This window comes from Mesonia aestuariivivens (genome assembly GCF_019311235.1).
In the GTDB taxonomy this organism is placed as follows: Bacteria; Bacteroidota; Bacteroidia; order Flavobacteriales; family Flavobacteriaceae; genus Mesonia; species Mesonia aestuariivivens.
The window spans coordinates 242,723-268,238 of sequence record NZ_JAHWDF010000003.1 but is presented as its reverse complement, the minus strand read 5'-3'; the positions used below and the strand labels follow the sequence as shown (position 1 = coordinate 268,238).

The following is a 25,516-nucleotide window of genomic DNA, read 5'->3' as shown; positions in this document are numbered from 1 at the left end:
TTCCCTTTGGTTATCAGGCTAGTGATGAAGAACTCTTGTATATTCAGGTTACCCACAATACTACAGGATGTCGTATCACAGATGAAATCAATTTAGGAAAGTTATACCTTAATATAGAAGCTCGTCCGCAGATTGAAGAGAATGCTAATCTATCCAGAATGCTTTGTTCAGATGTAGAGTTAGAAAATACAGCTACCATTGACTTATCAGAATTTGATGAAGCGATTGTAGTAGAAAGTCCAATCCCCGCTAATCTAGAGGTGTATTACTATGCCAGTGAAGCAGATTATGATTCTAATATTCGTATTCCAGCATCACAAGCGACTAATTATGAAGCGACCAATGGAGATGTTATTTATGCAGAAGTGGTCAATACCGATACTTTTTGCAACAGTACCCTCGCGGTGATCATTCCTATAAGTGTAGACCCTCGTCCAGCCGTAGATATTAGCAGCTATGACGGCCTTTACATTTGTGTAGATAGTAATAGCTCCACGCCAGTTACTGGAGGTGATTATACCGCTGTTGTAATAGACACCCAATTAGATGAAAACGATTATCGCTTTGAATGGAGTTATAACGGTAGTCTAATTAGTGAAAATGGAGCAAGCCTTAGTGTAGGCGGTGGTAGTGGTAATCCATTACAAGCAGGAGACTATAGTGTACAAGTATTTGATATCAATAGTTTAGATGAAAACAATAATAACTGTGGTAGTGATATTGATAGTATCACTATTTTAGAGAGCAACCCGCCAGAGTTTGAGGTAGCTCCAACCTCGATAGGCTTTGAGGGGCAACATAGCTTAATCATCACTAATGTGACAGGAGAAGGGGTTTATGAGTTTAGTGTAGACAATGGTCCTTGGATGGACTTGCCTGCTACGGGTCAATTAGCAGTAGATGGTTTATCAGCGGGAGCGCATATCGTTTACGGTAGAGATAAAAATGGCTGTGGAACAACTGAATCTCAAGTGATCTCGTTTATTGATTTTCCACCATTTTTCACTCCCAATGACGATGGTTATAATGATACTTGGAATATCATAGGTTTAGACACTCCGCTCAACCGAGCAGCACAAATCTTTATCTTTGATCGTTATGGAAAACTATTAAAACAAATCAGTCCAAGTAGTCCAGGATGGGACGGTACCTTTAACGGAAATCCAGTGCCCTCAGGAGACTACTGGTTTAGAGTAGAATATATGGAACCAGCAATACCAGATCAAGAAGGTAACCCTGGAGAACCTAGACCTAATACCATTAAAAATCACTTTACCCTAAAAAGATAAATAGGAGGTAAGGTTTGAATAAGAAAATCCCCGCTAATCATTAGTGGGGATTTTTTATGTATAGATAAAATCTTAATAATTAAAGATTCGCAGAAACAGTTAAAGTAACATTATTAGAAATGTATTCTATTTCAGCAGGACTTAATCCTGTTCTATAAAAACTTTGCTGATAAGTTTGATTGAATCTTGAATAAGATAAGTCTAATTTATAATTTCCGAAGTTATAACCAATTCCTCCTGAATAAAGTTTAGAATCACTAATTATTTTTTCATTTTTATAAGGACTTTCATTGTAATTAAATCCTCCTCTAAAGCTCCAATGTTTATACCTGTATTCACCTCCAATTTTTATGGAAGATACAGATTTAAAGTTTGTTTCTATTTGTTGGTTAAGTGTATTAAAATCGTAATAATTTCCTTTTGCACTATATTCTATTTTAGAGAAATCTTTGTAAGAATAATCGATACTTATTAAACCACTAGTTCCAAACAAATAAGCGAAACTTGCATTGTATTTACTAGGAGTTTGATAGTTGTAGTTGGGTAAAATATTTGTGATATTAGGCTCAATATAAATAAAACCATCTTCAGGACTATTGCTATCTATGTATTGGTTGGTTTCATCATGAATAGAGTACCAAGTGGGAGAATTATAGCTTCCGCCAAGGCGTATATTTTCATTTAATCTATAAATAGCACCAAGGTCAAAAGAAAATCCTCCACCGAGTGTTAAAATGTAATTTTCAAAATATACTTCATTAATCGTTGTGCTAGATGTATTTGTTTGTTCTAAAAAAGAAGTGCTTATTTCTTTATTTATAAAGTGACCGTTTAAATTTAGACCTAAATAAAGTTTATTGTTAAGATTAAAAGAACCATTAGCAGAAACTTTTCCGTTATTTCCTTCAGAAATGTAATTATAATGTTGGTCAAATTCATTTCCTAAAACATTAGAAGTGTAAGTATTGTTTTCTAAGCTTAACGGATCCATTAAAAAAGCTTGATACCCTATGTAAGCAGTTTGTAAATCGGTATTGCTAATGCCTCCGGCTGCAATATTTAACTCCCCAAGAGATCTATAGGTATTATCTACATCAAGCGGCTCGAGATAATTTACAGGTACTCCGTTAGCTAAATTAACAAAATAATTAGAGATAGAAGAAGGTGTGTATCCTTGCCAGTTGTATTCGTTATTAAAAGTCTTATTACTATCATAAGTCACTCCAAATGCAAACTTGGTTAAAGTTGCATTTTCATCATAATTATTAAATACAAACACAGCTCCAATCTGAGAAATATCTAATTGATCATCACTTGTTTTTGAAGTAAATCCATTTAACGAAACTTGGTTGTTATAAAAATTAGAAGCTAAACTCACAGAGCCAAAATTAGTTAAGAAGACAGAAGATCCTGCGGGATTATCTTTCATTGCAGAAATATCTCCACCTAAAGCCCCAAAAGCACCAGCCATAGAATTATATCTGGCTGTCCCTTTAATTGGAGCATTAGAAAATTGATAAGCATCTTGTATATTTTGAGCATAAGCTCCAGAAAATAATAAGGCTATAAAAAAGGGTATTGATAATAATAAAAACTTCATAAGTATAAATTATCTTCTTCTACTGCTTCCACTTGAACTTCTTCCTCTAGAACTACTAGATGAGCTTGTTCTTGTAGAGCCTGTACTTGTAGCTCGCATAGAACTTCTATTACTAGAAGATCTAGCTCTAGTGCTTGTAGAAGTTCTTGTTCGTGTTGATGGAGTATAAGTTCTAGTTGAAGGTGAATATGTTCTAGAATTTGAAGAACGTGTTGAGTTATTGTAATAACCGTTTCTTGTTCTAGTTGAATTATTTCTAACAGAAGTATTATTAGCCCTTGCTCTGCTTCTAGGACTAGCATTTACATTGCTAGAATTTCTAATTCTGGTATCGTTTCTTACTTCATTAGATCTTGAAGAGTTATTGCGTGTTGATCTAGCATTATAATGATTTCTAGAATTGTTTGTTGCAACTCGGTCATAATTACTTCTTCCGCTATTTCTTCTAGCTACTCTATACGACCGGTTGTGGTAATAGTTGTTATTCGTGTAATACCCAGGGTAGTAATTATTATAATAACCTCCCCATCCCCAAGGACGGTAGTAATTTCCCCATCCCCAGTTAAAACCTACAGACCAATTATTGTAAGGAGAATAACCGCCCCATCCGTAACTCCAAGAATTATAATAAGGGTTCATTCCGTAGCCACCATACCAATAAGGATTATTAAATCCAGTGTTAATGTAATTAACTTCTACTGTTGTAGGATTAGATCCCCAGCCTGCATTGGCTTGTGAATAGTTATAATTTTCATTATATATAACCTCTTCGTTGCTATTGCTTTGAGGGTTATTTTCAGATGAATAAGACTCTACATCGGTGAACACTTGATTTTCTTGATTGTAATCTTGTGCTTTTGAAATTTGGCTTCCTTGTTGAGAAAAATAATTTTGATAATATTCGCCATCTTTTTTTAGATTAGGATTTACATCATTATTAGAAATTTGTTCACTTTCTTGTGCTGAATAATTAGAATCATAAGGATTTGGCGTATAAATACCATCATTATTATAGCTCGAGTTATTATAAGAACCACAAGAAATTAATAATAATGAACAAGCCAAACCGCTGAGAAACTTCATCTTGTTATTTATAAAATAGGATAGAGGTTGCATATCTCGGGAATTTTATTGTTCTACATATCAAATTTAGTTAGTTTTGCTCTAACTAAAAAAGCTATTAACATTAGCACAATATTTGTGCCAAATACCAGATAATGAGCAAAAAGCTAACGCCTAGAGAAAAAGATTATTCAAAATGGTATAACGAGTTGGTTGTAGAAGCTAACTTAGCAGAGAACTCTGCTGTAAGAGGTTGTATGGTTATTAAACCTTATGGTTATTCTATTTGGGAAAAAATGCAAGCAGAATTAGATACGAAATTTAAGGAAACTGGTCATGAAAATGCCTATTTCCCATTATTCGTACCAAAAAGTCTTTTTGAAGCTGAAGAGAAAAATGCAGAAGGTTTTGCTAAAGAATGCGCTGTAGTTACTCATTATAGGTTAAAAACAGATCCAGAAGATAAAAGTAAATTAATCGTAGATCCAGAAGCTAAGTTAGAAGAAGAGTTAGTGGTAAGACCAACTTCAGAAGCTATTATTTGGAATACCTATAAAGGTTGGATTCAGTCTTATCGCGACTTGCCAATTAAAATTAATCAATGGGCAAATGTTGTTCGTTGGGAAATGAGAACGCGTTTGTTTTTAAGGACTTCCGAATTTTTATGGCAAGAGGGGCATACCGCTCACGCAACTAAAGCTGAAGCTTTAGCAGAAACAGAGCAAATGAATAATATCTATGCTAATTTTGCTGAAAACTTTATGGCTATACCTGTCATTAAGGGTAAGAAAACAGAAAGCGAACGTTTTGCGGGAGCTGAAGAAACCTATTGTATTGAAGCATTAATGCAAGATGGTAAAGCATTGCAAGCAGGTACATCGCACTTTTTAGGTCAAAACTTTGCTAAAGCTTTCGATGTGAAATTTGCATCAAAAGAAGGAGATCTAAAACACGTTTGGGCGAGTAGTTGGGGAGTTTCAACAAGATTAATGGGGGCGCTCATTATGACTCATAGTGATGATAAAGGTTTAGTTTTACCTCCAAAATTAGCGCCAATCCAAGTGGTTATTGTTCCTATTTATAAAGGTGAAGAACAATTAAATCAAATATCTGAAGTAGCCAACAAATTGGTAGCCGATTTAAAAGCGGTGGGCATTTCTGTTAAATTTGACAATAGAGATACCCATAAACCAGGTTGGAAGTTTGCACAGTATGAATTGCAAGGAGTTCCAGTTCGATTAGCTTTAGGCCCTAAAGATTTAGAAAAAGGTACTGTAGAGTTAGCGCGAAGAGATACCTTAACTAAAGAGTTTGTAGAGCGAGATGCTGTGGTCGATAAAATTCAAGATTTAATGGTCGAGATTCAAGAGCATTTATTTGATAAAGCAAAAGCTTACCGTGATAATCATATTACAGAAGTAGAATCTTTTGATGAGTTTAAAGAGGTTTTAAAGGCGAAGGGTGGTTTTATAGCTGCTCATTGGGACGGAACACCTGAAACTGAACATAAGATTAAAGAACTAACCAAAGCCACTATTAGATGTATTCCTTTTGAAGGAGAACAGGCTGAAGGAAAATGTGTACTTACAGGAGAGAAATCTGCTCAGAGAGTACTATTTGCTAAGGCATATTAAAAAAAATAAAAAAAGTTAATTAATTGTTTGTGACATTCAAAATAAGTTTTATTTTTGCATCCGCGTTTTAGCAATTAATGGTCCGTTCGTCTAGGGGTTAGGACGCCAGGTTTTCATCCTGGTAACAGGGGTTCGATTCCCCTACGGACTACAAGGGATTTCAGAGTGAAGTCTTTAAATTGAAATATTGATTAATGGTCCGTTCGTCTAGGGGTTAGGACGCCAGGTTTTCATCCTGGTAACAGGGGTTCGATTCCCCTACGGACTACTATTTTTAGAAATTAAGAAATAAAACAGGGGTTATGGCAAATCATAAGTCGGCATTAAAGAGAATTCGTAATAGTGAGGTAAAGCGTTTAAGAAACCGTTACCAACATAAAACTACTCGTAATGCCATCAAAAAATTGAAAGGTGCAGAGAAGAAAGAGGCTGAAACTATGTTGCCTAGTGTTGTATCTATGATCGATAAATTAGCAAAGAATAATGTTATTCATGCTAATAAAGCATCTAACTTGAAATCAAAATTGACTAAGCACGTAGCTGCTCTTTAAGTTAAGAGTATACGTAATTAATTAGTGTTCAAAATAAAAAAGGCTTCTTTGTGCAAAGAAGCCTTTTTTGTTGATCATTTTTGAGTTAATGATAACTGCTAACTCATCAAAAAAGCGATACATTTTAATGATGTATCGCTTTTTTGATTTATCTAGAACTTGATTGTCTTAGCCATTCATAGAGATTAAGAACTCTTCGTTGTTTTTAGTTTGATTAATACGTTGACTTATAAATTCCATAGCTTCTACAGGGTTCATGTCAGCAAGGTATTTACGCAGTACCCACATTCTTTGTACAGAAGCTTCGTCTAATAATAAATCGTCTCTTCTAGTGCTTGATGAAGTAAGATCAATAGCAGGGAAGATTCTTCTGTTAGCAATTTTTCTGTCTAACTGAAGCTCCATGTTTCCTGTTCCTTTAAATTCTTCAAAAATCACTTCGTCCATTTTAGAGCCTGTATCTGTTAAAGCAGTAGCGATAATAGAAAGTGAACCCCCGCCTTCAATATTTCTAGCGGCACCAAAGAAACGCTTTGGTTTGTGTAAGGCATTTGCATCTACACCACCACTTAATACTTTGCCACTAGGTGGTTGTACGGTATTGTAAGCTCTGGCTAACCTGGTGATAGAATCTAGTAAGATGACTACGTCGTGACCACATTCTACTAATCGTTTTGCTTTTTCTAAAACAATATTGGCAACTCTTACATGTTCATGAGCTTCTTTGTCAAAAGTAGAAGCAACAACTTCACCTTTTACATTACGTTGCATATCGGTCACCTCTTCAGGGCGTTCATCAATTAATAATACAATTTGATAAACTTCTGGGTGGTTAGCGGCAATCGCATTAGCTACAGCTTTTAGTAGCATGGTTTTACCTGTTTTTGGCTGAGAAACTATCATTCCACGTTGACCTTTTCCTATAGGGGAAAATAAATCTATAATTCGTGTTGAGATGTTACTGCCTTTTTCCGCTAAATTAAATTTTTCCTGAGGAAATAACGGTGTAAGATGTTCAAAAGAAACGCGATCTCTTACCACTTGTGGGTCTAGGCCGTTTATTTTGTTAATCTTAATTAATGGGAAATATTTCTCTCCTTCTTTCGGTGGTCTTACTTGTCCTAAAACAGTATCACCAGTTTTTAGACCAAATAATCTAATTTGAGATTGAGATAAATAAATATCATCAGGAGAAGATAAATAATTGTAGTCTGAAGATCTTAAAAAACCATAACCATCTTGCATGATGTCTAAAACACCTTCACTTTCTATAATCGCATCAAATTCATAATCTGGCTCTTTATAGCGATTTCTGTTATCGCGATTACCATTATTCTTTTGGCTATTATTAGTTGGTTGATTGGTTTTAGGTTTGTTAGGAGTCTTGGGGTTTTCTCTTTTAGAATCTGCAGGAGCAGGCTTTTTTTCTTTACTAACTCTTGGGCTAGGTTTAGTTTTAGTTGCCTTTGGTTGTTGTTCTGTTTTTTCTGGTGAGGGAGTGCTTTTTGTTTTTTTAGCTTCTGGCTTTTTAGGGGTAGAAGGCTTTTCTTTTACCTCAGATTTGCTAACCGCATTAGGGATTGTTCTTACTCTTCTTGGAAGAGGTTTGTTCTCTTGGGTGTCCTTCTTAGTATCCTTTTCTTTTTCTGTGGAAGCTTCAGTAGTGTTTTCTGTTAAAGCTTCTTGTGCTTTTTTTGGATTAGCAGCTTGGTAGTCTAAAATTTGATAGACTAAGTCTAATTTCTTTAAAGTTCTGTATTTGGGAACGTTTAAGGTTTTAGCAATCTCCTGAAGCTCTGGGAGTTTCTTTGCTTTTAATTCTGAAATTTCTAACATTTATTCAAAAATATATAAAAGTTTATTTTTTAAGATTCGATTTCTATTTTTATGAAGAATAAAAAAATTGAAGTTGTAAGTAACCTTTATTGAAGTGGTTACGAATTGTATATGCAATTATACAACTTTATTTTAATTTTTAAAGTGCTATTCTAAAAGAATCTTTTATTTTTGCTGTTAGTTGTAAAGAAAATTATGATTCAAAGAATACAAAGTGTTTATTTATTAATTGTAGTTTTGCTCACTGCTGTTTGTCCGTTGTTTTTACCAATTTGGTCAACAGAAGATGGAAGTAATGTTTTTGCTGAAGATAATTTAATGGTTATTTCTTTTTTAGGAATATCAGCGTTATTGGCATTTGTAACTATATTTTTGTTTAAAAATAGAAAGCTTCAATTTGTATTGGGGCGTTTAAATATAATATTAAACTTTATTTTACTAGGATTTTTTGTTTACTGGTCGCTAATGTTACCTGGAGAAATGAAAATTTCTGAGAAGGGTATTGGGATGCTAATTCCTGTGCTTTCTATCGTTTTTTTAGTATTAGCCAATAAGGCTATTAAAAAGGATGATGCACTCGTAAAATCTGCAGATCGTTTACGATAAACCTAACATCTTAGTAGTATTAGTGCGTAAGAACCCAAAAGCTTTGTCTTTTGGGTTTTTTAGTTTTACCGTTTTCCTAATTCAATGACTTCTAAATTGTCAATTTTTTTTCCGTCAATAGTAAAACGTAACATCGTACGTACTTGATGAAACCCGTGTTTGCCACAAGCACCAGGATTCATATGTAATAATCCTAATTTTTTATCATTCATCACTTTTAAAATATGTGAATGACCGCTAATAAATAATTGAGGAGGGGTTTCTTGAATCTCTTCTCTTATTGCAGGAGCGTATTTTCCAGGATATCCTCCAATGTGTGTAATTACTACTTCCACTTCTTCACAATAAAAACGATTTACCAGCGGAAATTCTTTTCGAGCCTTGTGGTTATCTATATTTCCAAATACACCTCTTATAGGAGCTTTTTCGGTTAAAGCATCGGTAACACTTAAGTCGCCAATATCACCGGCATGCCAAACTTCATCGGCTGCTTCTGCGTAAGATAAAATTCGATCATCAATATAACTATGGTTGTCGCTGAGTAAAAGTATTTTTTTCAAAATGAATTAAAAGGGTTTTTAGACTTAGAAAAATTTGTTTAAGTATCTTTGCCGAGCAAAAATAAGAAACCTTGAGGTATTTTTTAGATTTAGCTTACGATGGTAGTGCTTTTCACGGTTGGCAAATACAACCCAACGCTATTTCTGTACAAGAAACTTTAGAAAAAGCCCTAGCGGTTGCTTTTCAAAAAAAAATAGGAGTGGTAGGTGCTGGTAGAACAGATACAGGCGTTCATGCTAAACAGCTTATAGCACATTTAGACCTAGAAAAACAAATAGACGAAAGGCAACTTCAATTTAAACTGAATACATTATTACCAGATGAAGTTGGTGTAAATTCAATATATCGAGTAAAAGAAGATGCACATGCTAGATTTACAGCCATTGCACGAGAATATAAATACTATATCAGTACAACTAAAGACCCGTTTAGTAATTCTTATTCGTATTACATAAAAAAAGAATTGGATTTGCAGCGTATGAATGAAGCCGCTAAGATCTTATTGAATTATAAAGATTTTAAATGTTTTTCAAAGTCTAAAACCGATGTTTTTACGTACAATTGCGCTATTAGCTTTGCTAATTGGGAGCAAAAAGATAATTTGTTGGTTTTTACCATTAAAGCCGACAGATTTCTTAGAAATATGGTAAGGGCTATTGTAGGAACGCTCGTAGAAATTGGTTTACATAAATTAAAAGTTGAAGATTTATACACCATTATAGAAAGTAGAAACCGAAGCAAAGCTGGAAAATCTGTCGATGCAAAAGGTTTGTTTTTAACTAAAGTAGAATACCCTAATTCCATTTTAATATAAGTATATGGCTGGCAAGAGCGGTAATGCATTTGATTTTGATTTATTTAAAAGGTTAATAAAATACACCCAACCATATAAGTTAACTTTTTATTTTGTAGCTATAGCTGCAGTCCTGCTTTCTGGATTTGCAGTCGCAAGACCTTACCTTACTAAATTAACCATTGATGAAAGTATTGTGCCCAAAGATGGCGAAAACTTACTTTTTTATATTTCATTAATGGTTGGCGCTTTAGTTTTAGAAGTGGTTTGTCAATTCAGTTTTATATTTTTTGCTAACTGGTTAGGGCAGCAAGTAGTAAGAGATATTCGTGTGAATTTATTTGAGCATATGCTCAATTTTAAAAAACAGTATTACGATAAGTCAGCGGTAGGAAGATTGGTGACCCGTGCGGTAAGTGATATAGAAACCATTGCCAGCATATTTAGTCAAGGACTGTTTATGATTATTAGTGATTTGCTTAAAATGTTAGTGGTTTTAGGTGTTATGTTTTTTATGAGTTGGAAACTCACCTTACTTGTTCTGGCAGTTTTACCGTTTATTTTGTACGCAACAAGAGTTTTTCAAAAAAAGATGAAAGTTGCTTTTGAAGAAGTAAGAACACAGGTGTCGAACCTCAATTCTTTTGTACAAGAACGAATTACTGGTATGAAAATCGTTCAGATTTTTGGAAGAGAAGAAACCGAATACCAACGTTTTAAAGATATAAATAATAAGCATAGAAATGCTTGGGTAAAAACTGTTTGGTATAATTCTATCTTTTTCCCTATTGCAGAAATTTCTTCATCTATTACTATTGGTCTTATTGTTTGGTTTGGTGGTTTACGCGTCGTAGAAAGCAATACACTTTCGTTAGGGGTAATAATTATGTTTATCGAGTTAGCGCAAATGCTATTTAGACCACTCCGTCAAATTGCCGATAAGTTTAATACGTTACAAATGGGAATGGTAGCGGCAAATCGTGTATTCGGAATTTTAGACACTCAATCTACCATTGAGAATAATGGTAAAAAAGAAGCCAAAAACTTAGTCGGTGAAATTCAGTTTAAAGATGTTCGCTTTAGTTATATTGAAAATGAAGAAGTGCTTAAAGGAATTTCTTTTGAGGTTGAAGCAGGAGAAACAATCGCGATAGTTGGTGCAACAGGAGCAGGAAAAAGTACCATTATTAACTTATTAAGCAGATTTTATGAAATTGACAGTGGAAGCATTTCAGTAGATAATATCAATATTAAAGATTTCACCTTGAAATCATTACGTAATGAAATTGCGGTAGTATTGCAAGATGTTTTCTTGTTTGCAGACACCATTATGAGTAACATCACGTTGAATAATAAGAATATTACAGATGAAGAAGTGATCTTAGCTGCCAAACAAATTGGTGTTCATAAATTTATAGAAACCTTACCAAATGGGTATTATTATAATGTAAAAGAACGAGGAGTAATGCTTTCTTCAGGTCAACGTCAGCTTATAGCGTTTTTAAGAGCTTATGTGAGTAATCCAAGTATTTTGGTGTTAGATGAAGCTACTTCTTCGGTAGATAGTTATAGTGAGCAGCTTATTCAAGAAGCGACAGATAAAGTTACTAAAGGTAGAACTTCTATCGTGATTGCGCACCGTCTAGCAACTGTAAAAAAAGCAGATAAAATTATTGTGATGGATGCGGGTGAAATTGTAGAAGTTGGTAATCATCAACAATTACTTCAGCAAGAAAATGGTTATTACCGCAATCTTTATGAGGTTCAATTTATGAAGGAAGAAGAGGAAGGGTAATGATTTGATTATCTTTTTATTTAAGATCTTTATTGATTTTCTCTCCTAACTCTTTATACGAATCAAAGATTTCAAAAGAGCCATTTTTAATATAAGAAGTTTGTCCTGTTTCTTCACTCACCACTAAAGCCAAAGCATCGGTTTTTTCTGTAATTCCTACAGCAGCACGGTGTCTCAGTCCAAACCTTAGCGGGATGCTTCTGTCGTTAGACACTGGTAAAATAACTCGTGTAGCGGTAATTTTGTTTTCTTCTATCACCATAGCGCCATCGTGTAACGTACTATTTTTATAAAATACAGACTCAATAATAGGTTGGTTAAGCTCAATATTCATATGATCTCCCGAGCTTTTTATAAAATCTAATTGGGTATTTCTTCTAATTACAATTAATGCGCCTGTGTTGGTTTTTCCCATGCTTTCGCATGCCTTTACAATTGCGCTGATATTAGTAGAGACTTCTTGCTCATCGTCTCGCATAAATTTTAATTGCCTTAATAAGTTTCTTTTGTTTCCAAAATTGGTAGAACCTACCATGAGCAAAAATTTTCTAATCTCTTGCTGAAAGACGACAATTAGGGCAAACATTCCTGCTCCAATAAACTGCCCTAAAATACTGCTTAGCATTTCCATTTGCAGAAGTTGGGTAAGCTTCCAAGCTAAATAAACAATAACAATCCCGATAAATATATTGATAGCAGCACTGCCCCTAACAAGTTTATAAATGTAGTATAACAACACCGCGACTAGCACAATATCGATGACATCTAAAATTCTTACGTCTAAAAAACCGAGTGATTCCAAAAGTGTCTTTTTTGTAAATGTACTAAAATTAGTTTTTAAGTTGTTGGTATAATTCTACACATTCTGCGGCTTCTTTTACATCATGAACCCGTAAAATTTTAACTCCTGCTAATAAAGATACAGTGTTTAAAAAAGTAGTTCCATTTAAAGCTTCTTGAGGTTGTATATTTAGGCTTTTGTAAATCATAGACTTTCTTGAAATGCCAACCAACATAGGTAAGTCTAAAGAATTTAGAAAGCTTAAATGATTCATCAATTCAAAATTTTGTGGGGTGTTCTTAGCAAAACCAAAACCAGGATCAATAATAACATCATTCACCTTTAATTCTCTTAATTGCTTCACTTTTTCTGAAAAATAAAGTACAATTTCTTGTAGCATATGTTGGTAGTGATTTTCTGTTTTCATCGTTTGTGGAGTTCCCTTCATATGCATAAGAATATATGGAACTTGAAGTTTTGCCACTGTCGTAAACATTTTTTCATCTAAACTTCCGCCAGAAATATCGTTAATCATAGCGGCTCCAGCTTCAACGGTTTCTTTAGCAACTTTACTTCTAAAGGTGTCTATAGATAAGATAATTTCAGGGAATTTTTTTACCAATAAATTTATAATCGGCACAATGCGTTTTAGTTCTTCTTCTTCTGAAATATGTTGAGCATCTGGTCGAGAACTATAAGCGCCTACATCAACAAAAGTTGCGCCTTCATGTAGCATCTTTTCTGTTTGAAGTAAAATGTTTTTTTCTGTTAAATACTCGCCACCATCAAAAAAAGAATCGGGGGTAAGGTTTAAAATTCCCATAACTTTGGGAGTTTTGAGGTCTAAAAGTTGACCTTTACAGTTGATGTTCATCGAGAATTTTTAATTTAATTTGGTGTAACTTAAAATTTTCTCCGAAATTTACGCAAAATACAGCGTTTTTATGCAAAATACCTCTACGCAATACGATGCGATTATTGAGAAGTGTCGTGATTTATTTCTTAAGAAGATGAAAGATTATGGTTGTGCTTGGCGAATTTTACGTTTGCCTTCACTTACCGATCAAATTTTTATAAAAGCTCAGCGTATTCGAGGACTCCAAGAAAATGCTGAGCGTAAAGTAGATGAAGGGGAAGTGCCAGAATTTATTGGTATTATTAATTACTCGATCATGGCTTTAATTCAACTTCAAAAAGGAGTGGTAGAGCAGCCCGATTTAACCGAAGACGAAGCTACCCAACTTTACGATTCTATGGTAGCCGAAACCAAACAACTCATGGAAAATAAAAACCATGATTACGGAGAAGCTTGGAGAGATATGCGCGTAAGCTCACTTACAGATTTAATTCTGCAGAAATTACTTCGGGTAAAACAAATTGAAGATAATAAAGGAAAAACATTAGTAAGCGAAGGGATAGATGCTAATTATCAAGACATGATTAATTATTCAATTTTCGCATTAATACTTTTAAAACAAGATTTATAATTTATGAAAGTAATCGTAGGAATTGCCAGGATATTTGTCGGAATATTTTTTATTATTAGTGGTTTTATTAAGATGAATGACCCGGTTGGGTTTTCATACAAACTGCAAGAATATTTTGGAGAAGATGTTTTAAACTTACCATTTTTACAGCCTTTTGCTTTGGCGATTGCTGTTTTTGTGGTGATTTATGAGTTGCTATTGGGAGTGATGCTTATTTTAGGCTATCGCAAAAAATTTACGATGTGGAGTTTGTTACTCATGATTGTTTTTTTCACCTTTCTTACATTTTATTCAGCATACTTTAATAAAGTTACCGATTGTGGTTGCTTTGGTGATGCCTTGCCATTAACACCTTGGGAGTCGTTTTGGAAAGATGTAGTTCTACTTTTTCTTATCTTAGTTATATTTATAAAAGGAAAATATTTTCAACCTTTATTTCAACCAGCATCTGCTAATAAATGGATTGTCTTTTTAGTATTTATTGGTTGTTTAGGTTTTAGCTATCACGTGTTAATGCATTTGCCAAGTATCGACTTTAGAGCTTATAAAGAAGGAACGGTAATTAGAGAAGGAATGCAGCCAAAAGAGGGAGAAGTGATTCCGCCAATTCATGATTTTGGTTTCTATAATCGAGAAGGGGATGATACCGAAGAAATTTTAAATGAAGAAAAAGTATTATTGGTAGTAGCTTACAACCTTTCAAAATCTGAAAATCAAGGTTGGTCAAAAATAAAGTCCGCTGTAAAAGATGCAGAAGAAAAAGGTTATCATGTGGTCGGATTGTCGGCTTCAGGATCAACCGAAACCAATAAAGTAAAAGAAACTTACGGATTTAATTTTCCATTTTACTTTACCGACGAAACTGCTATAAAAACCATTGTACGTTCTAATCCTGGATTAGTGACCATAGAGAATGGTGTCATCATGCAAAAAGTGCATTATAACGATGCTAACGATTTAGAATTAAAATAGTTTGTTCAACTATATCATCCATAAAATTGGTTACGCGTTACTTACGTTATTTGGCGTAACCACCGTTATATTTTTTCTTTTTAATGTGTTACCTGGCGATCCCGCTCAAATGATGCTGGGGCAAAATGAAAGTGAAGAACAATTAAAAGCGGTGAGAGCAAAATATGGTTTCGATCAATCGTTGACTACACAATATTTTTATTATTTAAATGATTTATCAATACTTTCTTTTCATTCTAAAAATAAAGAAGATTATACTTATTTAGCTGAAGAAAAATATAATGCAATTTCGTTATTCACATTAGGTGAAACTCAAGTTGCTCTAAAAACACCATACTTAAGAGAATCATTTCAGCGAAACGGACAAAAAGTATCGAGTGTTATTGCAGAAACTTTGCCTAATACGTTTGTTTTAGCAGTTTCAGCAATTTTGATTGCTTTGCTAATAGGTGTTTTTTTAGGAATCATTTCAGCATTAAATAAAGATTCAGTATTAGATAAAAGCATTCAGGTATTGAGTACGCTTGGTATGAGTGTACCTTCGTTTTTTAGTGCCATTCTTTTTGCTTGGTTGTTTGGTTATGTGTTGCATAACTACACCAATTTAAATATGACCGGAAGCTTATATGAGTTAGATGATTTTGGCGAAGAAAATAAACTTCAGCTAAAAAACTTAATTTTACCAGCCTTGGTATTAGGCATAAGACCTTTAGCTGTTGTAATACAATTGATGCGAAATTCACTTTTAGAGGTTTTGCAACAAGATTACATTAGAACGGCAAGAGCCAAAGGACTTTCATCTGCACAAATTATAAAAAAACATGCACTTAAAAATGCATTAAATCCTGTAGTTACTGCCATTTCGGGTTGGTTTGCCTCAATGTTGGCAGGAGCGGTTTTTGTAGAGTATATTTTTGGGTGGAATGGTCTAGGAAAAGAAATTGTAGATGCCCTAAATACATTAGATTTACCTATAATTATGGGAGCAGTATTAATTATTGCGCTTATGTTTATATTAATCAATATTTTTGTAGATATAATTTACGGTTGGTTAGATCCGAAAATCACCAATACTTAAAAACAAATCATAACAAACACAATAATGAGACAGAAAATTGTAGCCGGAAATTGGAAAATGAACTGCGACTTAGCAGAAATGGAAGAACTTTTAGGAGGACTTAAAAATAAAGCAGAAAGTATTCCTAACGATGTGAAGCTTATGGTGGCACCCTCATACACCAATCTATATCCTGCATTTCAATCAACTAAAGAGACTCCTATTACGGTAGTGGCTCAAAATATGCACCAAAGTGAAAACGGAGCGTTTACAGGTGAAGTTTCACCAAGTATGTTAAAAAGTGTAGGCGTAGAAACTGTAATTTTAGGCCACAGCGAGCGTCGTGCAATCTTTCACGAGAGTGACGAGTTATTGGTAGAAAAAGTTAATACAGCATTAAAACATAAAATGAATGTGATTTTTTGTTTCGGTGAAGAACTTAAAGACCGTAAGTCAGAAAAGCATTTTGAGGTGGTAAAAAATCAATTAAAAAACGGACTTTTTCATATCGACAATAACGCCTGGGAAAATATAGTACTAGCATACGAGCCAGTATGGGCGATTGGTACAGGAGAAACCGCTTCACCAGAGCAAGCACAAGAAATGCATGCAGAAATCAGAAAAATGATTGCAGAAGAATTTAATCAAGATATCGCAGATAAAGTATCTATTCTTTACGGCGGTAGTGTAAAACCAGCTAATGCGAAAGAAATTTTCGCTAAAGAAGATGTAGATGGTGGTTTAATTGGTGGTGCATCTTTAAAAGCTGACGACTTCTTAGCTATAGCTAATTCATATTAATATAATTAGGGCGCATCCCTAGCGGGTCGGGCTTTCGTGAGTAGCTTTTTAGTTTTTTATTTTATTTCGACAAGCTCAAGAAAATAAAAACTAAAAGAGCTCCAACAATCACTTAATCCCTTGCGCAAATAACACCAAAGCCTTGTTTTAATTTAAGCAAGGCTTTTTTCTATTTTAAACTTTCATATTCCGTACTTTTGCCGCAAATAAAGAAAAAATGACACCATCTTATAAAGGGTTTTATTTTACGGTAGAACCTGTCCAACCAGCCACCGAAATTTTAATTGCAGAATTAGGTGAATTAGGTTTCGAAAGTTTTGTAGAAACCGAAACTGGTTTGCAAGCATTTATACAAATCGAAGATTATCAAGAAGGCTTACTAAAAGATATTCATGTTTTAAATTCTAACGAATTTCAGATTTCTTATACATCAGAAGATATCGAGCAAGTAAACTGGAACGAAGAATGGGAGAAAAATTTTTCACCTATCCTAGTAGATGATCTTTGTCAAGTACGTGCGCCGTTTCACCCTAAATTAGAAACCAAGTTTGATATCGTTATTGAACCTAAAATGTCTTTTGGTACTGGTCATCATGCTACTACACATATGATGATTCAGCATATTTTAAAAGAAGATTGGCAGAATCAAAAAGTATTAGACATGGGCTGCGGAACAGGTGTCTTGGCTATCTTGGCAGAAATGAAAGGAGCAAAACCCTTAGATGCAATAGATATAGATAATTGGTGTTACCTAAACACTATGGAGAACATTGAGCGTAATAACTCTAAAGAGATTACGGCTTATGAAGGAGATGCTAGTCTTTTAGAAAATAAAAAGTACGACGCGATTATCGCCAACATTAACCGAAATATTCTGTTAAATGATATGGCAACGTATGTGAATTGTCTAAATCCTAACGGAAAATTATTTTTAAGTGGTTTTTATCAAGAAGACCTAGCAATTATTAAAGAATCTTGTGATAAATTAGGATTAACTTATGAAAGTCACTTACTACGAGATAATTGGGTGGCTGCCAAATTTGTTAAATAATTTATTTTTTGAAATTTGTTTATTAATTTTAAGGATTTAAAATCTTAACTATGAGTGTGCAAGAAGAAGTTTTAGAAAAGTTACTTACTCAAACAGAAGAGTCTCAACAAAATGAAATTGTGGTTTTTAATGATGATGTGAATACGTTTGATTTTGTGATTGATATGTTAATAGATGCTTGCGATCATGATCCACTTCAAGCAGAACAGTGTACAATGCTAATTCATTATAAAGGAAAATGTGCTGTGAAAACTGGTGATTATGAAGATTTAGAACCTCGTTGCTCTGCATTATTACAAGCAGGTTTAAGTGCAGAAATACAATAAGCTATCACTTCTAACAGAGTAGATAAATTTTAATAAATAACTAAAAATCCTTTTCAATTTAATTGAAGAGGATTTTTTCTTCTCACTCTGAATAAAACAGAAAAAGATCTCTCTCTTAAATGAAAAAAAAGCTTAGCAATTTGCTAAGCTTGAACGCCTTTTGATTGATGAATGAGAACAATTTTTAACTAATTAAATATTGGCGTTTTTTTTTGATACTTAAATACAAGAATTGATGAAATTCTAAAATATTACTATTAATAAGACGCTCATGAATTAATTTTGTTACAGTTCTTAATGAATTATATAGAAAAATATTATAAATACTTTTCACTTAAATATTTCCAATACCGTTTAGGGACGTGTTGTTGGTGAAGCTTAGTGTTTTTTCGCGATTTAATATTGGTGCTATCAAAATAATTTTTCCAGAGGTGTTGAAATTGAATTTCTTCTGTGGTGAAAAAGTTAGTCGATGTATCTAAAATTGAAGCAGGGAGTTCTAACTGAATCACTTCTACTTTTTCTAAATCGTAAAAAATGCCGTAATTCCTTTTTAGATCGTAAATGCACCATTTTTGATCGGAATACCTGTTTTTAAAATGCTTTGCATTTAAGGGTAATACATTAAAATCTGGTTCAACCGTAGCGAAATAGATGGCATCTTTCGTTTTTCTAAATCTTACAAAAGCATCCATACGGTGTTTTTCACGACCAACTTGTTTAACGGTCTGAGCTACTTTTAAAACCGCAGGATGAGCATAGTCTTTCGTAATGTCTTTTGAAGAAGCTAAGGCATGCTGAATATATTGAAAAAGAGTATTTTCAATTTCATCGAGTTCACTTAAAAAAGCCCAATATATTTGCTGGCTTCCTCGAGAACCCGCTTTAGCTTTAATCTTTTTCCAAACCCGATTAGATTTTTCTTCAGAAGTAATCACTTCTTCTATTTCTTCAAAAAAATTACCTATAAATTTTTCCTTTTTAACAATTATAGGTTGCTCACATTTGTATTCGTAAGCGGTAAAAACTGCTGAAAGAAAACCTTCAAAAGAGGCATCATAAATAAAAATCATACATCTTATTAGTATTGAATTAATCCATCTTGTTTCTCAAACAAATTTAGTTGACTGTTATAGGTATTTCTAAACTTGCTATTTGAATTTTGAAGAATAAGACTTTTAATATTCATCGCCGATAAATCTTTTTTCTGCCATTCAGCCGAATTGCAAACCATAAAATATTTAGCTCTATTAAGGGCAACCCCAATTTTTTTGAGATGCTCCCAATTTAAGTTTCTATATTTTCGAGCGCCTAAAATTTTGTAGACAGATTTCATTCCGAGTCCGGGTATTCTTGCCAACATTTGTTTTTCGGCTTTATTTACATCTACTGGAAATAAGTGTAAATTTCGAAGCGCCCAACTTAATTTAGGGTCTACATCACTGTCTAGGTTAGGGTGATCTTTATTTAATAACTCTTCAATAGAAAAACCGTAAAAACGCATTAACCAATCTGCTTGATATAGCCTGTTTTCTCTTAATAGAGGAACATCTGTGCCTATAGAAGGTAGTCGAGCATCATAACTTACAGGAATATAACCCGAATAATAAACCCGTTTCATCTGGTATTTTTTATAGAAATAAGCTGCTGTGTACATCACTTGCGCATCGGTCTCGTTGGTGGCGCCAACAATCATTTGTGTACTTTGCCCAGCAGGAGCAAATTTTGGAGTACTTTTTATAATTTTTCTCTCAGACTTGTACTTGATGATCTCGTTCTTTATCTTATTCATTGGTTGTAGAAAATCTTTTCTGTCTTTATCTGGGGCCAATAATTTAAGGCCTTCTCGGGTAGGTATTTCTATGTTAACCGACAGCCGATCGGCATATAAACCGGCTTCATGCATCAATTCATCGCTCGCCCCTGGGATAGATTTTAAATGAATATAACCGTTAAAATTTTCTTCTAAGCGAAGTTTTTTAGCCACTTGTACCAAACGTTCCATCGTCGCATCTGGACTTTTAAAAATACCCGAACTTAAAAAAAGCCCTTCAATATAATTTCTTCGATAAAAATTGATGGTTAAATCGACAACTTCTTGCACTTTAAAAGCCGCTCGTTGAATGTCGTTACTTTTTCGAGTTACACAATATGCGCAATCAAAAATGCAGTGATTAGTGAGTAATATTTTTAGTAAAGAAACACAACGCCCATCTTCTGTATAACTATGGCAAATACCCATCCCACTAGAATCGCCAAGACCTTTTTTTTTATTCTGCCTTTTACTTCCGCTACTTGAGCAGGACACATCATATTTAGCAGCATCTGCCAATATATTCAATTTCTCTTTTATTCGGTCAAAGTCCATAAGTTTGTATTGGAATAATTACAAATTTATGGATTAAATCTTTTATTGCGGAAATAATCCTGAAATTATTTAGGATTTATTCCTTAAATTATTAACTTTACGCTATGGAATTAGGTATCGAAATAAAACGTTTTAAGGAAATACGAGACGAGAATCAATTTACGCAAGCTGAATTTGCAGAACGTCTTGGAGTTAAAAATACTACCGCAGATATTGAACGTGGAAGAACAAAGCTTTCTGGCACTGTTGTGATGGAACTTTTAAAGCAATTTAATATCAACCCGTTGTGGCTGTTTGGAAAAAGTCATCAAAAGCATTTAGCATTGCATCAAATAGATACGATGCCAAAAGTAATAACAGTAGATAATGAAGATAATGAAAATATTACGATGGTAAACCAACGCGCAGCAGCAGGATATCCTCATAATATACAAGATGTAGATTGGTACCGTCAATTACCAGCATTCGATTTTCCTCTTCCACAATATAGAAACGCAACTTATCGTGGTTTTCAAGTTGAAGGAGACAGTATGTTACCAAATTTACAACCTGAAGATTGGGTGTTAGCAAAAGCGATTCCTAGCTTATCAGAAGCTAGTGATCATAAAATTTACGTGGTGGTGATGTACGATACGGTAGTGGTGAAAAAATTACATAAACTTTCAGACCTTACAAAAATTAGGTTAGTTTCTTTAAATACAGAATATGCTCCTTTTGATGTAAATGTTTCTGATATTCAGGAGCTTTGGCAGGTAACAAGTAAATTAACCTTTAGTTTAGATGCCAATTCTGAGAACAGTATGCTACGCCAATTACAAGCATCGATGGAAGAGCTAAAAGCGCAATTAAATTCTTTTAAGCAATAAATTAGAAAAGGCCTTCAATTTAATTGAAAGCCTTTTTTATTATTCAAAGAAATTTAATTATTTGCCGTAAACTTCTTTTAAAAATTCTTTTAATGAGGTAGGTTCATTTCCGGTAAGATCTTTATAGGTTGAAGCAGTTTTATTAAATTCTCCCTGAGCTGTTCCTTGTGCGAACATCAATGTAATATCTATAGCAGGTTGAGGAACACCATAACCTTGTAGGGTTTTTACAAATTCTTCAGGAGAAGGTGAAACGTAGTTAATTTCTTTACCACTAACTTCAGAAATAAGTTGTGCTACTTCAGTGAAAGTATACGCTTTGGTACCGCTTACTTCATAAAATTTATTTTCATGACCTGAATTCGTTAAAATTTTCGCAGCAATTTTAGCCATATCTTTACGAGCCATAAATCCTGTTTTTCCTTCTTCAGCAGGTAAAAATATTGTTTTACTTTCAAGTAAATTTTCACCAGCAAAAAGCGGAATTACCTCCATATATAAATTATGCTTTAAAACGGTATAATCTAAATTGGCACTTTTCAAGGCATTTTCTGCAGCTAAATGTCCTTTAGCAACTAGATAAATAGGAGAGTTTTCAGACTCATCTTTTCTCCCAAAACTAGTATAAATTACGTGCTTTACGCCTGCTTTTTCTGCAGCTTCAACCACATTTAAGTGTTGTTGAGGTCGGTTTTCTAAATCTCCGCCAGACACAAAATATAATTTTTCAATTCCTTTAAAGGCTTCTGTTAAAGATGCGACATCATCATAGTTTCCTTCTCGAACATCTATTCCCTTTGCATTTAATTCTTTAGCTTTATTGGTGTCTCTAACTAATGCTGCAATTTGATTGGCTTCTATTTTTTCTAATAAATTATCAATAACTAAGCCTCCTAAATTACCAGTAGCGCCGGTAACTAAAATTTTTCCTTCCATAACTTTAATATATTTAAGTTTGTTACTTACTTTTGGTAACTCAAAGATATTTAGTAAATATCAATTAAACAACAACTTACCCTAAAGTATAATAATTACTTTGAAGTTAGTTTTGCTGAAAATTAAACAGTTATATGTTAGAAAAAAAAGATAAATTCTTGAAATCGGAAAGATGTCCAGTGAGAAATATTTTGGATCGATTTGGAGATAAATGGTCTACCTTAGTAATTTTGGTATTGAATGAAGAGCAGAAACTGAGGTTTAATGAGTTGCATAGAGTTATTGGAGATATTTCACAGAAAATGCTAACCGTAACTCTGAGAAATTTGGAGGCAGATGGTTTAGTAAGTAGAAAAGTATTTGCAGAAATACCACCTCGTGTTGAATATCAATTAACAGATATAGGAAAAAGTCTGGTTCCTCATATTTCAGGTTTAATAACTTGGGCAGATGATAATTTTTCAAGTATTCTAGAATCGCGTTCTAGCTATCAGCAAAAGAAAAAGAACTAATTAATTACTATTGATAATCTTGCTAATAGTTAAAAAAGATAATTTTATTACGTTAGTTTTTCAGTAATTAAATAAATTATAGCTAAAAATAATAGAAAAGGTTTTAAAATCTGAAATGAATGGGCTGTTTTTATGTAATATTTCTCTAGAAATATTATACCTCGCTTCGATACCATATTTGTTTAAATACTTGTAACCAATACCAAACATATAACTAGCAGATTTACTAGTTTTTAGACTCCTAGAATCATTGCTTAAATCTAAAGCAGCTACATAACCAACATTTGCCAATATTTTTGAATTATCATTTAGAAAAAAGTAATGTCTTAAGCCAATTGCAAAATCTATATAATTATAATCAATGGTGTAATCATTCAAATCATAAGCACTAAATAGTGTTTTTCCTACTTTAACTTTAGAACTATAAGTTGAATAAGAAGTCTCGAATAAAAAAGAACATTTGTCATTGTTAAATGGTAATATATATTCTATTTCAGCTCCTACTCTAAAAGATGTTGAGTTTTCAAAATCAATAGTGCTTCTATTTTCAAAAGTTAAAGAAGAAGAATTTATACCTGCAGTTAAGTATAGGTTGAATGCATCTTTCTTTTCTGAATTTAAACTATTTTTATATTCAGGGTTTTTACAGATGTTATATTTTTTGAAATATTTAATTAGATCATTCTCTAAATAAGGAAGGCTAGAAATTCGAGAATAAGAAATATCTTCACAATTCACTTGATTGAAAATTTGTTGACGATATTGATTATTTTCTTTTACATAAGAGTTAGATTCATAATAATACTTTTTATAAATCAACTGTGTGTATGGAATGTTTTCTTTTTTGAAAAAGAACTTACTATCATCGTTATTCCTATATTTATAAAGTGAAGCATCTCCTTCAACAAGTACTTTTAGTAATAAGGTGACTTGTTTAAAAATAGCATTTTTATTGTAATCTAATCTTTTTATATTTAAAGAAGAGTTATCTAAATCTACAGTAGCTTTTATATATTTTGAAATATTACCAATAGCAAATTCTTTTATATCTTCAATCTAAATACTTTCTTTTTTAGCATCTAATGTTGTTTTGTACTCAATTGATGTAGGATTAAATTCCCAGTCCTTATTTTTTATAAAAACCGATAGTCTTTGATCATTTTCGGTCAAAATATAACCCTTTTCAAAATTAATTTGTGCGAATAGAGTTGTATTGAATACTAGCGCTAGTAATAATAAAATAATGTTTTTCAAAATAGTTATGGTATGAAGAAAGTTGTAAAGACTACAATTATAACATTAAATTTCAATAACGATATAGTTTATGCTCTTATTTTTATGTAAAGTCGCGCATAAAAAATTGGCCCGACTTAATTCAAAATTAATTGAATAGGGCAGGCCAAAATTATTCAACTCGTAGGGTATTACGGTCAAAATAAAATGGCTAATTAAATAATTGTAGCTTGGCCTAAACTTAGGTTGTTGCTATTAATCTTGAAATCTTCATTATTTAAAATCAAACTTTCAATAATGGTGCCTACTTTTTCAGTAGAGTAAGAGCTTTCTTTACTAATATCACTGGTGCAAATATTCATTTCTAAACTTTTATCTACAGCTGTTTGTATAGCAGAAGCCTCTTCTAATAAATTGAAATGTTCTAGCAACATCGCCGCAGAAAGAATAGAAGCGATTGGGTTGGCAATACCTTTGCCTGCTGCTTGCGGGTATGAACCGTGAATAGGCTCAAACAAAGCATATTCTTTACCTACAGAAGCCGAAGCTAATAAACCAATACTACCACCAATTACACTTGCTTCGTCAGATATAATATCGCCAAACATATTTTCGGTTAAAATAACATCAAACTGTTTAGGGTTAATAATCATTTGCATCGCGGCGTTGTCTACATATAAAAAGTCTACTTCTACCTCGGGGTAATCTTCAGCAATTTTTTTAACCGTTCTGCGCCATAAGCGTGAAGTTTCTAATACATTAGCTTTATCTACTAAGGTGACTTTTTTTCTTCTTTTTTGAGCCGCTTTAAAAGCCAAATGTGCCATTCGTGTAATTTCTTCTGCAGAATAAACACAAAGATCAGAAGCTACTTGGGCATCTTCACTCAAGGTTTTTTTTCCAAAATAAATGCCACCAGTTAATTCGCGATAAATCACCATATCTGCACCTTCAATTCGTTCTGGGCGCAAAGGCGAATGTTTTATTAAACGTTCAAAAGCACGCACAGGTCTAATGTTAGCAAACAAGCCCAAGTCTTTTCTTAGCTTCAGTAAACCTTGTTCGGGTCGCACTTTAGCCGAAGGATTGCTGTCATACTTAGGGTCACCAATCGCACCAAACAAAACCGCATCAGATTTTTTGCATAACTCTATCGTGGTTTCTGGTAACGGATTTTTAGTTTTATAGATAGCTGCGGCGCCAACCACTGCTTCTTCAAATAAAAATTTATGATCAAAACGCTCCGCAATGGCTTTTAAAACTTTAACCGATTGCTTGGTAATTTCTGGACCAATCCCGTCTCCAGGTAATACTGCTATATTTAATTTCATAGTTCATTTTTTTATGTTGGGCGCAACCCTATCGGGTCGGGCTATCCGTTATATCTTTTTTGCTTGTC

25 protein-coding genes and 2 tRNA genes are annotated in these 25,516 nt (G+C 33.4%); 16 read left to right on the top strand and 11 right to left on the bottom strand.

Annotated features, from left to right (window positions below; genetic code table 11):
• Window positions 1–1,289 (top strand): T9SS type B sorting domain-containing protein (locus KW502_RS04560; protein ID WP_219039352.1); only part of this gene is annotated, 1,289 nt, incomplete at its 5' end.
• Between the two features lie 79 nt (window positions 1,290–1,368).
• Here the strand turns inward: KW502_RS04560 and KW502_RS04555 are convergent.
• Window positions 1,369–2,889, bottom strand: a complete 1,521-nt coding sequence (locus tag KW502_RS04555; protein ID WP_219039351.1) for an OmpP1/FadL family transporter — start codon at window positions 2,887–2,889, stop codon at window positions 1,369–1,371.
• 9 nt (window positions 2,890–2,898) lie between these two features.
• Window positions 2,899–3,972: a hypothetical protein gene (locus KW502_RS04550; protein WP_219039350.1), complete on the bottom strand. Its 1,074-nt coding sequence runs from the start codon at window positions 3,970–3,972 to the stop codon at window positions 2,899–2,901.
• 134 nt (window positions 3,973–4,106) lie between these two features.
• Between KW502_RS04550 and proS the strand changes: the two genes are divergently transcribed.
• From proS to rpsT, 4 genes are all read left to right on the top strand, one after another.
• Entirely contained in the window at window positions 4,107–5,585 is a 1,479-nt protein-coding gene (proS, locus tag KW502_RS04545; protein WP_219039349.1) for a proline--tRNA ligase, read from the top strand.
• Between the two features lie 79 nt (window positions 5,586–5,664).
• A tRNA-Glu gene (locus KW502_RS04540) sits at window positions 5,665–5,736 on the top strand.
• A gap of 45 nt (window positions 5,737–5,781) precedes the next feature.
• Window positions 5,782–5,853 (top strand) — tRNA-Glu (locus KW502_RS04535).
• A gap of 34 nt (window positions 5,854–5,887) precedes the next feature.
• Window positions 5,888–6,136, top strand: a complete 249-nt coding sequence (gene rpsT / locus KW502_RS04530) for a 30S ribosomal protein S20 (protein ID WP_219039348.1) — start codon at window positions 5,888–5,890, stop codon at window positions 6,134–6,136.
• 168 nt (window positions 6,137–6,304) lie between these two features.
• Here the strand turns inward: rpsT and rho are convergent, their stop codons facing one another.
• Window positions 6,305–7,972, bottom strand: coding sequence for a transcription termination factor Rho (gene rho, locus KW502_RS04525; RefSeq protein ID WP_219039347.1), 1,668 nt, complete (start codon window positions 7,970–7,972; stop codon window positions 6,305–6,307).
• Between the two features lie 195 nt (window positions 7,973–8,167).
• On the opposite strand from rho, the gene KW502_RS04520 reads away from it, so the two are divergent.
• On the top strand, window positions 8,168–8,578 hold the full coding sequence (locus KW502_RS04520; RefSeq protein WP_219039346.1) for a DUF4293 domain-containing protein: 411 nt from the start codon (window positions 8,168–8,170) through the stop codon (window positions 8,576–8,578).
• A 65-nt stretch (window positions 8,579–8,643) separates the two neighbouring features.
• Here KW502_RS04520 and KW502_RS04515 read toward each other — a convergent pair whose 3' ends face one another.
• Window positions 8,644–9,138, bottom strand: a complete 495-nt coding sequence (locus KW502_RS04515) for a metallophosphoesterase family protein (RefSeq protein WP_219039345.1) — start codon at window positions 9,136–9,138, stop codon at window positions 8,644–8,646.
• 71 nt (window positions 9,139–9,209) lie between these two features.
• Between KW502_RS04515 and truA the strand changes: the two genes are divergently transcribed.
• Window positions 9,210–9,953, top strand: a complete 744-nt coding sequence (gene truA / locus KW502_RS04510; RefSeq protein ID WP_219039344.1) for a tRNA pseudouridine(38-40) synthase TruA — start codon at window positions 9,210–9,212, stop codon at window positions 9,951–9,953.
• A gap of 4 nt (window positions 9,954–9,957) precedes the next feature.
• Window positions 9,958–11,727, top strand: coding sequence for an ABC transporter ATP-binding protein (locus tag KW502_RS04505; protein WP_219039343.1), 1,770 nt, complete (start codon window positions 9,958–9,960; stop codon window positions 11,725–11,727).
• Between the two features lie 16 nt (window positions 11,728–11,743).
• Here the strand turns inward: KW502_RS04505 and KW502_RS04500 are convergent, their stop codons facing one another.
• Together KW502_RS04500 and folP are read right to left on the bottom strand one after the other, a co-directional pair.
• Entirely contained in the window at window positions 11,744–12,529 is a 786-nt protein-coding gene (locus KW502_RS04500) for a diadenylate cyclase (protein ID WP_219039342.1), read from the bottom strand.
• 28 nt (window positions 12,530–12,557) lie between these two features.
• Entirely contained in the window at window positions 12,558–13,382 is an 825-nt protein-coding gene (gene folP, locus KW502_RS04495) for a dihydropteroate synthase (protein ID WP_219039341.1), read from the bottom strand.
• Window positions 13,383–13,452: 70 nt separating this feature from the next.
• Here folP and KW502_RS04490 point away from each other — a divergent pair, with 70 nt between their 5' ends.
• The 6 genes from KW502_RS04490 to KW502_RS04465 all read left to right on the top strand — a co-directional run bounded on the left by KW502_RS04490 (window position 13,453) and on the right by KW502_RS04465 (window position 18,202).
• Window positions 13,453–13,995 carry a DUF1599 domain-containing protein gene (locus KW502_RS04490; protein WP_219039340.1) on the top strand — a complete coding sequence of 181 codons (543 nt, stop codon included), beginning with the start codon at window positions 13,453–13,455 and terminating at the stop codon, window positions 13,993–13,995.
• Window positions 13,996–13,998: 3 nt separating this feature from the next.
• Entirely contained in the window at window positions 13,999–14,967 is a 969-nt protein-coding gene (locus KW502_RS04485) for a BT_3928 family protein (RefSeq protein ID WP_219039339.1), read from the top strand.
• A 1-nt stretch (window position 14,968) separates the two neighbouring features.
• Window positions 14,969–16,045, top strand: coding sequence for an ABC transporter permease (locus KW502_RS04480; RefSeq protein ID WP_219039338.1), 1,077 nt, complete (start codon window positions 14,969–14,971; stop codon window positions 16,043–16,045).
• Between the two features lie 24 nt (window positions 16,046–16,069).
• On the top strand, window positions 16,070–16,825 hold the full coding sequence (gene tpiA / locus KW502_RS04475) for a triose-phosphate isomerase (RefSeq protein ID WP_219039337.1): 756 nt from the start codon (window positions 16,070–16,072) through the stop codon (window positions 16,823–16,825).
• A 217-nt stretch (window positions 16,826–17,042) separates the two neighbouring features.
• Entirely contained in the window at window positions 17,043–17,876 is an 834-nt protein-coding gene (gene prmA, locus KW502_RS04470; RefSeq protein WP_219039336.1) for a 50S ribosomal protein L11 methyltransferase, read from the top strand.
• A gap of 50 nt (window positions 17,877–17,926) precedes the next feature.
• Window positions 17,927–18,202: an ATP-dependent Clp protease adaptor ClpS gene (locus KW502_RS04465; protein WP_219039335.1), complete on the top strand. Its 276-nt coding sequence runs from the start codon at window positions 17,927–17,929 to the stop codon at window positions 18,200–18,202.
• 317 nt (window positions 18,203–18,519) lie between these two features.
• Here the strand turns inward: KW502_RS04465 and KW502_RS04460 are convergent, their stop codons facing one another.
• Window positions 18,520–19,275, bottom strand: coding sequence for a TIGR03915 family putative DNA repair protein (locus tag KW502_RS04460; protein ID WP_219039334.1), 756 nt, complete (start codon window positions 19,273–19,275; stop codon window positions 18,520–18,522).
• 8 nt (window positions 19,276–19,283) lie between these two features.
• Complete coding sequence (locus KW502_RS04455; RefSeq protein WP_219039333.1) at window positions 19,284–20,570, bottom strand: putative DNA modification/repair radical SAM protein; 1,287 nt, start codon at window positions 20,568–20,570, stop codon at window positions 19,284–19,286.
• A 104-nt stretch (window positions 20,571–20,674) separates the two neighbouring features.
• Between KW502_RS04455 and KW502_RS04450 the strand changes: the two genes are divergently transcribed.
• The gene (locus tag KW502_RS04450) at window positions 20,675–21,436 is read left to right on the top strand and encodes a LexA family transcriptional regulator (protein WP_219039332.1); all 762 of its coding nucleotides are present in this window, start codon (window positions 20,675–20,677) and stop codon (window positions 21,434–21,436) included.
• A gap of 57 nt (window positions 21,437–21,493) precedes the next feature.
• On the opposite strand, the gene KW502_RS04445 is transcribed toward KW502_RS04450, so the two are convergent.
• Window positions 21,494–22,372 carry an SDR family oxidoreductase gene (locus KW502_RS04445; protein ID WP_219039331.1) on the bottom strand — a complete coding sequence of 293 codons (879 nt, stop codon included), beginning with the start codon at window positions 22,370–22,372 and terminating at the stop codon, window positions 21,494–21,496.
• Between the two features lie 179 nt (window positions 22,373–22,551).
• Here KW502_RS04445 and KW502_RS04440 point away from each other — a divergent pair, with 179 nt between their 5' ends.
• A complete protein-coding gene (locus KW502_RS04440; RefSeq protein WP_369412511.1) occupies window positions 22,552–22,884 on the top strand; it encodes a winged helix-turn-helix transcriptional regulator in 333 nt (110 codons plus the stop codon).
• A gap of 60 nt (window positions 22,885–22,944) precedes the next feature.
• Here KW502_RS04440 and KW502_RS04435 read toward each other — a convergent pair whose 3' ends face one another.
• Window positions 22,945–23,703: a putative outer membrane beta-barrel protein gene (locus KW502_RS04435; RefSeq protein ID WP_219039329.1), complete on the bottom strand. Its 759-nt coding sequence runs from the start codon at window positions 23,701–23,703 to the stop codon at window positions 22,945–22,947.
• Between the two features lie 629 nt (window positions 23,704–24,332).
• The gene (gene leuB / locus KW502_RS04430) at window positions 24,333–25,448 is read right to left on the bottom strand and encodes a 3-isopropylmalate dehydrogenase (protein ID WP_219039328.1); all 1,116 of its coding nucleotides are present in this window, start codon (window positions 25,446–25,448) and stop codon (window positions 24,333–24,335) included.
• Window positions 25,449–25,516: the final 68 nt, after the last annotated feature.